Source organism: Lyngbya sp. PCC 8106, assembly GCF_000169095.1.
Taxonomy (GTDB): Bacteria; Cyanobacteriota; Cyanobacteriia; order Cyanobacteriales; family Microcoleaceae; genus Capilliphycus.
On record NZ_AAVU01000021.1, the window covers coordinates 46,679 to 60,468 of the forward strand.

At 38.9% G+C, this 13,790-nt stretch carries 13 protein-coding genes; 9 read left to right on the forward strand and 4 right to left on the reverse strand.

The window, feature by feature from the left end:
* The first annotated feature begins 4 nt into the window (after positions 1–4).
* From L8106_RS15335 to L8106_RS15355, 5 genes are all read left to right on the forward strand, one after another.
* Positions 5–1,264, forward strand: coding sequence for a glycosyltransferase family 4 protein (locus L8106_RS15335; protein WP_009785257.1), 1,260 nt, complete (start codon positions 5–7; stop codon positions 1,262–1,264).
* Positions 1,265–1,285: 21 nt separating this feature from the next.
* Positions 1,286–2,107, forward strand: a complete 822-nt coding sequence (locus L8106_RS15340) for a PIG-L deacetylase family protein (protein WP_009785258.1) — start codon at positions 1,286–1,288, stop codon at positions 2,105–2,107.
* Positions 2,108–2,128: 21 nt separating this feature from the next.
* Positions 2,129–4,243, forward strand: coding sequence for a hypothetical protein (locus L8106_RS15345; RefSeq protein ID WP_009785259.1), 2,115 nt, complete (start codon positions 2,129–2,131; stop codon positions 4,241–4,243).
* Between the two features lie 3 nt (positions 4,244–4,246).
* Complete coding sequence (locus tag L8106_RS15350) at positions 4,247–5,104, forward strand: FkbM family methyltransferase (RefSeq protein ID WP_009785260.1); 858 nt, start codon at positions 4,247–4,249, stop codon at positions 5,102–5,104.
* Between the two features lie 68 nt (positions 5,105–5,172).
* Positions 5,173–6,750 carry a VanZ family protein gene (locus L8106_RS15355; RefSeq protein ID WP_009785261.1) on the forward strand — a complete coding sequence of 526 codons (1,578 nt, stop codon included), beginning with the start codon at positions 5,173–5,175 and terminating at the stop codon, positions 6,748–6,750.
* Here L8106_RS15355 and L8106_RS15360 read toward each other — a convergent pair.
* The 4 genes from L8106_RS15360 to L8106_RS15375 are packed head-to-tail and all read right to left on the reverse strand — an operon-like array spanning position 6,731 to position 10,657.
* Positions 6,731–7,360, reverse strand: a complete 630-nt coding sequence (locus L8106_RS15360; RefSeq protein WP_039896451.1) for a Uma2 family endonuclease — start codon at positions 7,358–7,360, stop codon at positions 6,731–6,733. The two genes, L8106_RS15355 and L8106_RS15360, sit on opposite strands and share 20 nt — an antisense overlap.
* 38 nt (positions 7,361–7,398) lie before the next feature.
* Positions 7,399–8,436 carry a 4-hydroxythreonine-4-phosphate dehydrogenase PdxA gene (gene pdxA, locus L8106_RS15365; RefSeq protein ID WP_009785263.1) on the reverse strand — a complete coding sequence of 346 codons (1,038 nt, stop codon included), beginning with the start codon at positions 8,434–8,436 and terminating at the stop codon, positions 7,399–7,401.
* A complete protein-coding gene (locus L8106_RS15370) occupies positions 8,426–10,300 on the reverse strand; it encodes a DUF3370 family protein (RefSeq protein ID WP_009785264.1) in 1,875 nt (624 codons plus the stop codon). Before L8106_RS15370 ends, pdxA begins: the two co-directional genes overlap by 11 nt.
* Positions 10,301–10,336: 36 nt before the next feature.
* On the reverse strand, positions 10,337–10,657 hold the full coding sequence (locus L8106_RS15375; RefSeq protein WP_009785265.1) for a nucleoside triphosphate pyrophosphohydrolase: 321 nt from the start codon (positions 10,655–10,657) through the stop codon (positions 10,337–10,339).
* Between the two features lie 58 nt (positions 10,658–10,715).
* On the opposite strand from L8106_RS15375, the gene L8106_RS15380 reads away from it, so the two are divergent.
* The 4 genes from L8106_RS15380 to L8106_RS15395 all read left to right on the forward strand — a co-directional run bounded on the left by L8106_RS15380 (position 10,716) and on the right by L8106_RS15395 (position 13,775).
* Positions 10,716–11,483 carry a class I SAM-dependent methyltransferase gene (locus tag L8106_RS15380; RefSeq protein WP_009785266.1) on the forward strand — a complete coding sequence of 256 codons (768 nt, stop codon included), beginning with the start codon at positions 10,716–10,718 and terminating at the stop codon, positions 11,481–11,483.
* Positions 11,484–11,562: 79 nt separating this feature from the next.
* Complete coding sequence (locus L8106_RS15385) at positions 11,563–12,474, forward strand: putative selenate ABC transporter substrate-binding protein (RefSeq protein ID WP_009785267.1); 912 nt, start codon at positions 11,563–11,565, stop codon at positions 12,472–12,474.
* Positions 12,475–12,593: 119 nt separating this feature from the next.
* On the forward strand, positions 12,594–12,980 hold the full coding sequence (locus tag L8106_RS15390; protein WP_009785268.1) for a hypothetical protein: 387 nt from the start codon (positions 12,594–12,596) through the stop codon (positions 12,978–12,980).
* A gap of 18 nt (positions 12,981–12,998) precedes the next feature.
* The gene (locus tag L8106_RS15395) at positions 12,999–13,775 is read left to right on the forward strand and encodes a phosphonate ABC transporter ATP-binding protein (protein ID WP_009785269.1); all 777 of its coding nucleotides are present in this window, start codon (positions 12,999–13,001) and stop codon (positions 13,773–13,775) included.
* Positions 13,776–13,790: the final 15 nt, after the last annotated feature.

The window sequence follows — 13,790 nt, forward strand, 5'->3', positions numbered from 1 at the left end:
AACTGTGAAAATTGCTTTTATTAACCAGCCGTCAACATTAGCAGTTCCCATAAAAGGCTGTGACTCGCTCGGAATCTGGACTTACCGAGTTGCACTTCGCTTGAGTTCATCTAATGAAGTCATTTTTTATGGGAAGAAACCTCCTAAATTTAAAAATGATCCCTCAAAAGTGATTTCTTATTCTGAAGAAGGAATTCAGTATCGTGGGATTTCTCCGAGTTCTCTAGATCAATGGTTAAAGCCTTTAAGAGTTCTTGATCGTTATAGAATTGTTAATCCGAAACGCCCTATTTTTGCCTCTCGACTCTATAATTTAGGACATATTCGGCAAATTGCTCAAGACCTAAAACAACAAAACTGTAATATTATTCACCTTCACAATTATCCTCAATTTGTTCCGATTGTCAAGCAACTAAACCCCAACTCTAAAATCGTTTTACATATGCACTGTGAATGGTTAACTCAGCTTGATCGAGATCAAATTGCACAACGCTTAAGTTCTGCGGATTTAGTCTTAGGTTGTAGTGAATATATTACTCAAAAAATTCGTGATCGCTTTCCAGAATATGCAAACCGATGTCAAACTGTTTTTAATGGAGTAGATGTTGATATATTCTCTCCTAATCAGCCGAATGAGAGTTCTAATCAATCCCCAAAACAACTTCTTTATGTCGGTCGAGTGTCTCCCGAAAAAGGAGTTCATGTTCTCATTGAAGCCTTTAATATTGTCGCTCGTCAATATCCAGAATATCAACTAAAAATTGTTGGTCCCGAAGCTGTTCCCGGTCAAGAATTATTAGTAGGATTAAGTGATAATCCACAAGTTGCAGAGTTGAAACGGTTTTATAAAGGAAGTTATTTACAACAACTCAAAAATGCAATTCATACAGCAGTTAAAGATAGAGTAATATTTACAGGAGGCGTTTCGCAGACCATATTACCTCAACTTTATCAAGAAGCCGATATTTTAATTAATCCCTCCTTGAGTGAAGCATTTGGGATGAGTTTAATTGAAGCGATGGCGACAGAAACACCTGTCATTGGGGCGCGAGTGGGTGGAATGCAAGATGTAATTTTAAACGGTCAAACGGGTTTATTTTTTGAGTCGAATAACGCTTCCGATCTTGCCAAAGCCATTTTACATTTATTAGACGATGAAAACTTGAGAACCTCGATGGGTAAAGCCGGACGTGAGCGCGTAATCGAATACTTTTCTTGGGAGAAAATAGCTCAACAACTTGAGCAACATTATCAAAAAATATAATTAATTTAAAATCAAAAAAATATGAATCCAGCTCGTCAATTGTATCGCTACTTAGTAACCAATAATCGCCAAGACTATCATCCCCAAAATTTTAGAAAATCAGCGATTATCTTTTCTCCCCATCAAGATGATGAAACCCTGGGTTGTGGAGGAACAATTATTCGCAAAAAACAAGCGGGGGCTGATATAAAAATCGTATTTATGACAGATGGAAGCGGTTCTCATGCTCATCTGATGAATCCCCAAAAATTAAAGACTTTACGCAGGAATGAAGCCCTAGAAGCAGCAGAAGTTTTAGGATTAGATCGCAGTGATATCTTCTTTTTAGATTTTCAAGACGGAACCCTAAAATTTAATCAACAAAAAGCCCTTCCTAAAGTTCTGGAAATTTTAACCAATTTTGATCCAGAAGAAGTTTTTATACCCTACTCGAAAGAAGAACCGTCTGATCACTGGGCAACTTATAAAATTGTCCAATCTGCACTCCAACAATCTACCTTCAATCTCACTGTTTATGAATATCCAATCTGGTTTTGGCGACAATGGCCTTGGACAAGTTTAGTGGGTCGTCCTCGTGAGATTTTATCTTGTCTAAAAAATACTTGGAGTTCAGGGTTTGGATATAAATTTTTAACTGATTTAAACTGTTCTGTCTATGTCGCAGATGTGTTAGAACAGAAAAAAATGGCTCTCGAAGAACATCGTTCTCAAATCCAGCGATTGGTTGATGATTCCAGTTGGATGACTTTAGGTGACTTATCAAAAGGTGAATTTTTAGATTGTTTTTTTCAAGACTATGAATTTTTTTACCCGTCTAAAATCATCTCTCAAAAATTAAATTAATCCATTTTGGAGTATAAAAAAATGAGTTCAACAATGAAAAAAGTAGACCCATTAATTACCGTTCAAGAGGTAATAACAGACTCCTATTCTGATGAACGTTTGGCCGGTCAAACCATTGGAACTCTCTCTCCGAGTGGGGTTAAGCGTCAGGGAAGCGATGCAGAAAGCGCGATCACGATTGATAACGAGGCTTTGCGTCTGCCTTTTTTAGTTCAACCCGCCTGGGGACGTCAAGGCATTGCTTACGGCCCTTACCGTCGCTGTAATGGTTTGACCCTAGCGGTGTTCATGCTGAACGGTCATAACACCTCGCAAACAGGCCATATTCACCAGTCTCTCCTGCGACGATCATTGCGTTGGGTCGCCGGGAGTGGTTCACGCGCCCCTATCCAACAGTTGTTGGGTTTGGCGGCCAGTCCCTACAAACAACGAATGTGGCGGCGATGGCAATATTGGGCCAACAACACGCCTCAACAGTTTCAGCAACCGCGTCTAGATGAAAATTTGGCGGTGGGTTGGTTTTCTAGTGCGGTTCCGACAGATCCGGTGCGCGAGGGAAATGCCTTTATCGTTCATGCAACTGGCCCTGAAAACGGTGAACTTTGGACTCGTGTGGGTGACAGTCTTCAGTCTGCTTTCAAAGGCTTGCAAAACCTGCAAGTTTACTATGTGGTTATTTTACGAGAAAAAGGAGCCGCCTACTACGCTGCCTCTGTCCCCAATGCTTTAGGGCTGACGGCTTATCCTGATTTGCGTCCTTTGGCGATCGATCCCTTTAACACCGATGAAACGGTCTATGCGGCGATCTATCAAAGCGTTTTGGGGCAAATTGGCTTTAGCATTGATACCCGAGTTTATGGTACACAAATTGCGGCAATTCCAACCTTTGCAACGTGGTATGGTACTGCTCATGGGGCTGATCGATTAGTGGGTGAAGGTTCACTCAATCAGAAGTTCGCAGAAGTTGGCGGCAAATGGCAGGTTTTTCAAGGGGATTTTCAGTTATCTTCTCAAGGTGCGATCGCCATTAAAGCAGAGAGTTTTGCTGTTTTAAATCCTCGTCAAACCAGTGGACTGATTCACACTTTAATTGCTACTTCGGAAATCATCACACCTGTTGCAATTTTGTGGCGAGTACAAGATCAAGAAAATCTCTGGGGTTTGTGGCTAAGTGAAACTCAATGTCAACTCCAAATCAAGCAAGAAGGGAGTTGGAATAGTATTGCAGTTAGTAATGCTTTATATTTGAAACCGAATCAAATTTATTCAGTCCAAATTTTGGATGATGGTAATACTTTTAATCTTTATCTAAATGGTAAGTTGATATTTGATAGTTCCTTTAAAGACTCCCGATTTCAAAACGCTACAGGTGTGGGCTTGGGATCAGAAATATCGAATGATCAGCTTTGTTTTAGAGAGTTTGAAGTTCATCCCCGTAGTATTGCGATCCCGACAGAAATTGACTTGGGTTCGCCTTGGATGGAGAAGGGAAAAAAGGTGATTGTTTCTGAAAAATTTGAAGGTTTAGCGCAAGAATTAACGACAAAAAAAACAACAACTGGAAATAAGATTTGGCAAAAAGAATTAGGGAAAGGAGTGATCAAACTTACTGGAAAAGGTCGGGCAAAAGTAGAAGCCAGTTGGCAAAATCCGAATCCGGGTAGAACCGCTTACACAATTGACTGGGATGATGCGTTGTTTGCAGATATACAGGCGGATATTACTCCCCCAAAATTGTATAAAAATAAAAAAACTGAAGGGCGAGGCGGATTGATTTTTTGGCAAGATCAAAATAATTATCTGATTGTGGCGAATTGGTTAAGTGCGAGTTATGCCGGATCTTCGATTTCGTCGTTTTTCTGTATTAATGGATTTGAGGATGTCTATGATGCAGTTTGGACTAACGTGGGGCGTCGGGTGAATTGGGGTGTAACTCATACATTACGAGTTGTATTTGATGGGATGAATTACACAGCTTTTATTGATCATGAACCTGTCCTTTATCGGGCTTTAACTGATGTTTATCCGAAGTTAAAACAACCCCTGCTGATTTGTCGGGTTGGCATTGTGGCAAATTGGGAATGGGGAGGCGATGATATGGGTACAATATTTAATAACTTTGTTGCCAGAGTTTAAACTATGAATACTGTAAGTTTTCGTCATGTTATCCGTGATGTTTTGGGGTACAGTTTTCGGATTATTCCGACGAATTTGCTACAAAAATGGAGTCAACCTCAGTCATCTCGCACACTTCGCCGTTTAGCCCGTTTGGGAATACGAAATCGTGACGTTATAATTGAGCAAGGCGTGGGTGCAGGACTTAGATTTAATTCGGGTACATCAAATCCTGATTATGCCCTGGGCGTGAATGAATTGTCCGTCCAACAAGCCTTAGTAGACTGTTTAAAACCGGGTGACATTTTCTACGATATTGGCGCTCATGTGGGCTTTTTTACCGCAATTACAGCACGGCAGGTTGGAAGTCAGGGAAAAGTGTATGCCTTTGAACCCGATCCTCAAAATGCTACCCGCCTACAAGCAAATATGCAACTGAATCACTTTCAAAATGTAACACTTTTTCAGAAAGCGGTTTCTAATTATGGCGGACAGGGAGAACTTTTACTAGCAGAATATCCAGGGGGTCACACGTTAGCAACTGCGGGTACTCCTCCCGATCTTAAGGGTGCAATAACGGTTGAATTAGTTTGTATTGATGATCTCGTTACACAACACATTTTAGAACCGCCATCTGTGGTTAAAATTGATGTAGAAGGGGCTGAATTAGAGGTTTTACAGGGAATGGCTGCAACCATTCAACAATATCATCCGATTATTTTGTATGAAGTTGATGATGCCACTCCCCAAAAATTAGCGGAAAAACGGACTCCAATTCAGAACTTTTTACAAGGTTATGGATATCAGATTCAACCGTTGAAAGATTGCTACGCGGGCGGAGGATGGCAAGTCGAAAATGCAATTGCTCTGCCCAAAGTATAATTTTTTTGTGACTAGATCAAACGAGAAAGTTTTAACGCTAGTCGTCGTTCATCACTTCTGAAAAATCAATGAAAAATAACGATTCAGAGAAGAATTTTTTGACTTTACTGAAAACTGTAGCAGGTGCAATTTTTCTGGTGAGTATACTGCTGATTTTATTCACAACACTTTTACCGTTCAACTTTGTTTTTCCGGATAACCTATCTTTAGATTTTATTATTGATCGCTTTACCAAGCATAGTAGCTGGACGGATTTATTTGCAAATCTATTACTCTTTATTCCTTTTGGCTTTAGTTTGGCTGCTTTGATCGATAGAAACGACTTAAATCGCTCTGAGAGTATTGTGATTATTTTTCTGTGTAGTCTAATTTTATCATCATCCGTTGAGTTTTCACAAGTTTTTTTACCGTCTCGTGCGCCCACTTCAGTTGATCTTTTTTCTAATAGTATCAGTGGTTTTTTAGGAAGTTTAAGTTTTTATGCGATTAGAGATCAGCTTGAAGAAATACCTATCACTTCTCTAGGTTCTCTATATCGTTTCTTTCGACCATTGCTTTCTCTCCCGAGTTTAGCATTATTATTAATTGGATATGTGATTACGGTAAGTTGGTTATTATGGAACTTACAAACCGCTACTCAACTGAATAATTGGGATGATAGTTTTCCTTTAATTATTGGTGATGAATTCATCAGATATCGCAGTTGGGAAGGTCAAATGACTGGGCTTTGTATTTCCAATCAAGCCGCCTCACCCGCCCAAATTTCTCAACTTTTTTCAGACAACAATTCCTGTGATGCGATCGCCGACTCGTTAATTACCGATTACGATTTTACCGAATTAAAAAATAGCTATTCCGATCAAACCGGAAATCTACCCGATTTAAAATGGATAGAAACTCCCTCAAATCAGGTCAATGAGCAAGGTATTTTTCTGGGTGGAAATCACGCTTTAATCAGCACCGAACCCGTCAAAACGTTAAGCCAAAAAATTCGACAAACCTCTGAATTTACCCTCAATACTCAAATTACAACTTCCAACTCTATCCAAGATGGCCCCGCTCGGATTATCACAATTTCTGACGATGTAATTAATCGAAATTTTATGATCGGACAGTCCGGTTCAGAATTACGGGTGCGTTTGCGAAATCCAATCACTGGACGAAATGGAATGGAACCCGAAGTTCAGATTTTTGATGTATTTTCCAAGCCGAAAACCCATCATATGGTCATCAGCTATACTGGCTCAGAATTGCAGATTTATCTAGACAGTATTGAGAACTTGTACACCATCAAATTTACACCAGAAGCCGCTTTATTTTGGACGGTTTTTTCATCATTATCTGAAAAAATGCCTCTCAATCCCCAAAATAATAAACTTTATTGGCTGCTTTATCACGGACTCATTTTCATTCCTCTCGGAGTAATTTTAACCTTGATTTCTACAATTTATCGAGGTAATTTGTTATTTTATATGCTGTTAACTTTAGGCGGTGTCGTGCTTCCTAGTTTTCTCATCGAAGGTGTGTTAGCCAGCAGTATTAATGGAGTTTGGAGTTGGGAAAATGTAGCCTTAAATCTAGGGATAACAGTAATAACTTGGCTCGCACTCAAACTATCTTTTTGGTTTAGGTTTCAGTCTCACTAATTCCCGACCAAATTTTGTTTAAATCTAAAACAAATCCCGACAATACCGGATCGGCACTAACGGTTGCGGGATTTTCCAAACATTCCATTTCCACTTCGGGACGGTAAATATAAACCTGCTTTTGAATCGGATCGATTAACCATCCTAATTTTATACCATTTTCGATGTACTCTTCCATCTTTTCTTGTAAGAGTTTTAAACGGTCAGAAGCCGAACGCAATTCAACCACAAAATCAGGACAAATCGCAGCAAATTTTTGACGTTGTTCTGAAGAAATCCCTTCCCAACGATATTTTTTAATCCAAGCCGCATCGGGCGATCGCACCGCTCCATTTGGAAGGGTAAAACCGGAACTAGAATCAAAACCGACTCCTGTTCCATCCCGTTCAACCCAAATTCCTAACTGTACAATTAAGCTAAAGTTGCGTTCTCCCGTTTCTGAGCCTGTAGGCGACATAATGACTAATTCTCCGCGAGCGGTTCGTTCAATGCGTAACTCTCGATTAATTTGACAAAATTCAAAAAATTGTTCATCTGTCATCTCAATTACCGGATGCAATTGTACAACAAGCGGTAAACTTTCGGTGTGATTAAGTTGGGTCGTATTCATCATAAATCCTGGGTAATTCTCAAGGGTAAATTGTGAAACTAACTGCTAATTTTTTTTAATCTTTGACTCGTCAATTCTGTCGCAAATTGCAACGCCGCTTTCATACTCAAAGCATCTGCTATTCCTTTTCCGACAATATCAAAAGCCGTACCATGATCGGGAGAAGTCCGAATAAAAGGTAAACCAATTGTAGTATTAACCGCCCGATCAAATGCCATTAATTTAACCGGAATTAAGCCTTGATCGTGGTAGAGAGCAAGATAGGCATCGTGGACATTTTTTGCGGAATTATACCAAGCTTGACCAGGTTTTACCCATAGTGTATCCGGTGGAATAGGGCCATCTAATTGCAGTTGGGGATAGCGAATACTTTGCTGTTTTACCCAATCAATGATCCAGTCTTTTTCTTCCGTTCCTAACTGCCCATTTTCCCCACTATGAGGGTTTAAACCTGAGACTGCAATTTTCGGGTTTTTGATCCCAAAATCTTGTTCTAAACATTCAATGAGTAAGTCTAATTTTAAGCTAAGAAGTTCGGGTGTTAAAGTTGTCGGAACTTCAGATAAAGGAATATGAGTCGTGGCTAAAAGGGTGCGGAGTATCCAATTTGTTTGAGGAGATTTTGCCACAAATAGCATCCCAAACCGCTTAATTCCTGCTTTTTCAGCCAGTAATTCCGTTTGACCCGGATAGTGATGTCCGGCAGCTTTCCAGTGGGTTTTAGCGATGGGTGCGGTGACAATGGCGTGATATTTTCCGGCTAAAGTTTGGGTAATTGCTGTTTCTAAATAAGCAAAACTCGCTGCACCACTGGCAATATTTCCGCTTCCAAGTGTGATTTTATCGAGGTATTCATTCTGTTCAATTTCTAATAGATTAAAATCATCGGGATGCGCTAAATCTGAGCAAATAGACTTTAATTTTTCATAGGTTTGTTGTAAAATTTGGCGATGACCAATTAAGGTAATTTCACATTCGGAAGTTAAAGTTTTATCGGCTAAAGCTTTTAAAATAACTTCCGGGCCAATTCCAGCCGGATCGCCTAATGTTACTGCAAGATGGGGTTTAGATGGCATTATTTTGAATGGTAATAACTTGGGGAGGTGTTGAGTCGGGTGGATAGAGAAAATTAATCTCAACCCGTTGACGGGAGTTCGCAGACATGAAGAATGTTACTAGGGGTTGACCGAGTTGTCCACGTCGTTGTGTTAGATGAAGATAGTGAGTTTGAGACTCACCTACTTGATTATCATAGCTAACTTTAACGGTTCCACGAAAAAAAGTAGAGTCTGAGGAATATTTTAGAAAGAGTAGCTGATTTTGAAAGAGATCTGCTTCATTATTTTTTAAAGGAGAGGAAAAGATAATCTGAACCGTTTGATATTGACTAAACTTATTATATAAGGTGAAACCTATTTTGTACTCAATTCCATAATTTGCATGAGCAAAATAAGCCGTATCTGGATACCGAACTAACATTTTAGCACTTTGAATTTGTTGAGTGCCGAGTGTAATTTTATGAAGGGTTCCAATCCCATAAGAAAAAGCTTGTCCGAGTTGAGGAATACTCAGAAGATTTGATTCGGAATTATCACTAATTTCAGCTTGCCATTGTGTTCCTTGAGATACACCCGCAACGCGACTAAAAACAATGGGTAAAGTCACCTCAGGTTCGAGTGGAGTAGGAGTTGCATCACGAGGTTCAGCAAGTCCTTTATTATTTAATAATTCAATCCATTCTGATAATGTTGGAGGACGATAGGTATTATCAGAATTTAAAGAGGCTTTTTGGGCTAAATCTGCTACATATATTTGGTCTGTTGTAGAGAGACGTATCATTGTTGAACGACCATTTGAAGCAGGGAAATCGGGAATAGGAATCGGTAAATTCATCAGCATTTTATACTGTCCGGGTTCAAGACGCAATTCTTCAGGAAATATATCCTGTTGACCGCCTCGTAGAACCTCATTCATTGTGCGACTTCCCGGCCCAGAATAAACCGTTCCTTCCAAATTTTTTTGCTGTTCAGGTAAGTTAATATAGGGTGCATCAGGTGTACTAAGATAACTCGCAGCCGCTAAGATTTGAACTTGAATAGGATTATCGGTTGGATTGTAAAGAATAATTCCTTGATAGAAAGGATGGGTTTCTGATTTTGTTTCTGCTCGGGTAATATGATGAGAAAAAATATCAAATCTCCCCGTAAAGGCAAAGTTAAGATGAGCTTGTGGAACTTGTTTGTTATTCGGGGGAAATGTGGAGAGTAAAATGCCTTCTGTGAGTACAAGTTCAGGGCTATTGCTGTTCAATGTGGGGAGAGTATCTAATTGACCGGGTAAAGGGCGAATTTCTGTAGGTTTAATATTCAAACCAACAATAGATTCAAGAGGAACTCCGCCCAAATTTAAAACTCGACAAAGTAATGCAGTAACTTCTCCTCTGGTCGTATTTTCATTAGGTCTAAATTCTTGAATATCAGGATAATTTACAATAATTGCGGCTCTAATTGCTTCGGCTACATAGGCTGTAGCGTAGTTAGGAATTAAAGCTGAATCTATAAAAATTTTATCCAGCATTCTCTCGACATCTGAGAAAGAAATATATTGTAGATAAGCACCTAAAACAGCAATTGCTTGAACTCGGGTAATGTTCTGTTTTGGTCTAAAAGTTTCGTCTGGATAACCTGCAAAAAATCCCTTTTCTGAAGCCATTTTTATTGCGTTATATGCCCAATATTTTTCAGCAACATCTTTGAATTTAATCTGTTTACGTCTGATCGGTGCATCTGGAAATATATTACACATTAAAACCGCAAATTCGGCGCGATTAATATCTTTTTCAGGACGAAAGGTTCCATCGGGATAACCGCTAACGAGATTGCGTCTAGCTAACTCAATAATGCACGATTTAGCCCAATAATTTTGAACGTCAGAAAACATAATTAACCTCGAATTTGATTGGATTTTAACTCAAATTTACTCAGTCCATAATAACTTTACTTTCTGAGTAAATCCTCCTTTTTCCGCACGTTTTTGGTCGCGAGTTAATAAAATTGATTCTTGATTAATATTATGACTCTCAATCAAAGCATCAATCACATCCAATAAATCCGCCAACTCCTCAATTAAATCCTCGCCATTTGCGGTAGCTGCTTCTTGGGCTTCTTCTAGGAGTTTATCCCGCAATGCTTGACGATATTCGCCTTCAGAAAGGATAATGGTATCGCACTGATGACCGGCTTGGCGAATAATTTCGGGAATTAGATCGCGCACCAGTTTATTATGTTCTTGACGCATTAATTGCTATCCTCTTATACAATAGGTTAAGATTACCTCAATTTAGTTACTTATTATCATGCAAATTTTCAGTCAACCTTTTCATCGAGTCGCGCTGATTTTCCTCTCTGTTCTATTCGCAGTCGGACTCAACGCTTGTACTCTGTTCGAGTCTATTTCTATTTTGCATTCTGATGACGTTTATCAGGAACGATTTGTTCACAGTCCTGATGGAATTGGTAAGTTTTATATGGGTCGAGAAATTGCTCAGGTTATGGGACATGAGGGGGCGGCTTGGTTAGAACGTCCGAGTCGCATGACTTCAGAAGCACCACAAAAAGCGATTACTGATTTGAACTTCAAGCCGACTGATATTGTCGCTGATATTGGGGCGGGTACAGGTTATTTTACCTTTAGAATTAGTCCATTAGTTCCCGAAGGAAAGGTTTTTTCTGTTGATGTCCAGCCGGAAATGTTAGAGTTAATGAATTTTGTGATCGACGAAGAAAATATTACCAATATTGAAACTGTTTTAGGGGAGATTGACAACCCTAATTTACCAAAATCTACGGTTGATATTACATTGTTAGTTGATGCTTATCACGAATTTGAATATCCTCAAGAAATGATGCAGGGAATTGTTCAAGCTCTCAAACCTGGAGGACGAGTTGTTTTGTTAGAATATCGCCAAGAAAATCCTCTCATTATGATCAAAGGGTTGCACAAAATGAGCGAAAAGCAAGTCAAAAAAGAAATGCAAGCAGTCGGTTTGGTTTGGCAAGAAACAAAAGATATTTTGCCTCAACAACATTTGATGATTTTCACCAAGCCAGAAACTTTAACTTGAAGTTAAAAATCGCTTTAATTTCGAGTATAATAGAAATACTTCAACTCAGGTTGCATAACTTTATAAAATCGGATCATTAATGATTAAAAAACTTTTTATTCTGGGAATTATTGTATCAATGCTACCTTTAGCAGCTTGTTCTTCTCCTTCTTCTCAAACTTCAATGCAGGGAATAGAAGAACCGTTAGTGATTAGCGCAATTCCGGATCAAGATCCCGAAGAATTACAGAGAAAGTATCAAAAACTCGCGACTTATTTAGAAGAAAAACTAGGCGTTCCCGTTGAATATAAGCCCGTCACAGATTATGCCGCAGCAGTAACAGCTTTTAAAGTTGGAGATTTAGAATTAGTCTGGTTTGGCGGTTTAACGGGAGTTCAAGCCCGTCTACAAGTTCCGGGAGCAGAAGCGATTGCCCAACGAGATATTGATCAACAATTTCATAGTTTATTTATTGCTAATAAATCCAGTGAATTGACTCCTTTAAATGACATTGATGAACTGCAAAAACTCAAGGGAAAAAGTTTTACTTTTGGAAGCGAATCTTCTACATCAGGTCGATTAATGCCACAGTATTTTCTTAAACAAGCAGGGGTAAATTTAGAAGATTTTAAAGGGGAACCTGGCTTTTCAGGTGATCATGATAAGACGATTAAACTCGTAGAAGCCGGAACTTATCAGGTGGGTGCAGTCAATGAAAAGGTTTGGGAAAAACGAGTTCAAGAAAATGCGATAAACTTAGATCAGGTTGAGGTGATTTGGCGTACACCTGCCTATTATGATTACCATTGGGTAATTCATCCCCAAGTTAAGGAACAATACAGTGCAGACTTCATTCAAAAGATACAAGAGGCTTTTATTAGTCTTGATCCCAAGGTGCCAGAGGAAAAGGAAATTCTAGATTTGTTTAGTGCAAGTCAATTTATTACAACTCAAAACTCAAACTATACTCAAATTGAAGAAGTAGGGCGAGAAATTGGTAAAATTAAGTAATAATTTGCTCAAAACCTTGTGCCAATAGAATTTAGGATAAACTTCTTGCTTCAAAACCAATTAGAAATGGCTAGGGAACAATGGATTAAAAATATACTTTAAATCTTTGGGTTAATACAATGCTCAAACTTCTATTTTTGTCGCTGTTATTTTTTTGGGGAAGTGAATTCGTCACTCCAATGATCGCACAATCATCGCCAGTATCCTGCACAATTGATGAATCTGGGACTGATGACTATAGCTTTCAACTCTTTAATTGTAACTATTCACGATCGCAAATTGACACAGAAAGAATTAGTTTTCAATTATCGACTAATTTAGGGACATTGATTATCTTAAAAGCTCAGTCCGGTGCAGAAGTTATTATGCCCAACCCAGACCAAGTAAATGCTCTCATTCAGACGGCTTGGGTTTTGGAGAGAGCCGAACAGTTTAATGATGTTATGGAACTCACACTTTATAATCAAGAAACTGGAAAAACAGTTAAAATTGATGTCAGTTTTTGAAATCGGTTTGCTTCTTAAATGATACAAAATGTTCCAATTTTTGAACTTAAAAATGTCTCTCATCGCTTTGGAAAAATTCAGTCTTTAACCGATATTAACCTCAAAATTAAAGCAGGGGAACAAGTCGCATTAGTTGGATCTTCCGGTGCGGGAAAAAGTACCCTGCTGAGTTTACTGAATGGTACAATTATTCCAAGTCAAGGTGAAGTTTTGATACTGGGTCGTGATTTTAGAAATCTTCGTCCCAAATTACGCCGTCAAATTCAACAACAAATCGGCACTATTTACCAACAATTTAATCTCGTTGATAATCTGCGAGTCATTCATAATATTAATGCAGGTCATTTAGGGCGTTGGTCATTTTTAAAAGCTGCCATTTCACTCATTTATCCATTAGAAATTCAAACCGCAACCCAAGCACTCCAGCAGGTCGGAATTCCAGAAAAACTCTTTGAACGTACAGATCGCCTTTCTGGAGGCCAACAGCAACGGGTGGCAATCGCGAGAGTTTTAGTACAAAATCCCACTGCAATATTAGCTGATGAACCGATTGCTAGCCTTGATCCACAACGCTCCTTTGAAATCATAGATTTACTGCGTCAATTCAGTCAAGAAACCCATAAAACTCTCGTTACCAGTCTGCACGAAATTGAATTTGCTCGCAGTCATTATCAGCGGATTATTGGTTTAAAATCTGGAAAAATTTTCTTTGATCTTCCCGCTAACACCTTAACAGACTCTCTAATTGAGAAATTATACGATACTTCATTTAAAACTGACTATATTTTATCATAAAATTCTATCAATTCA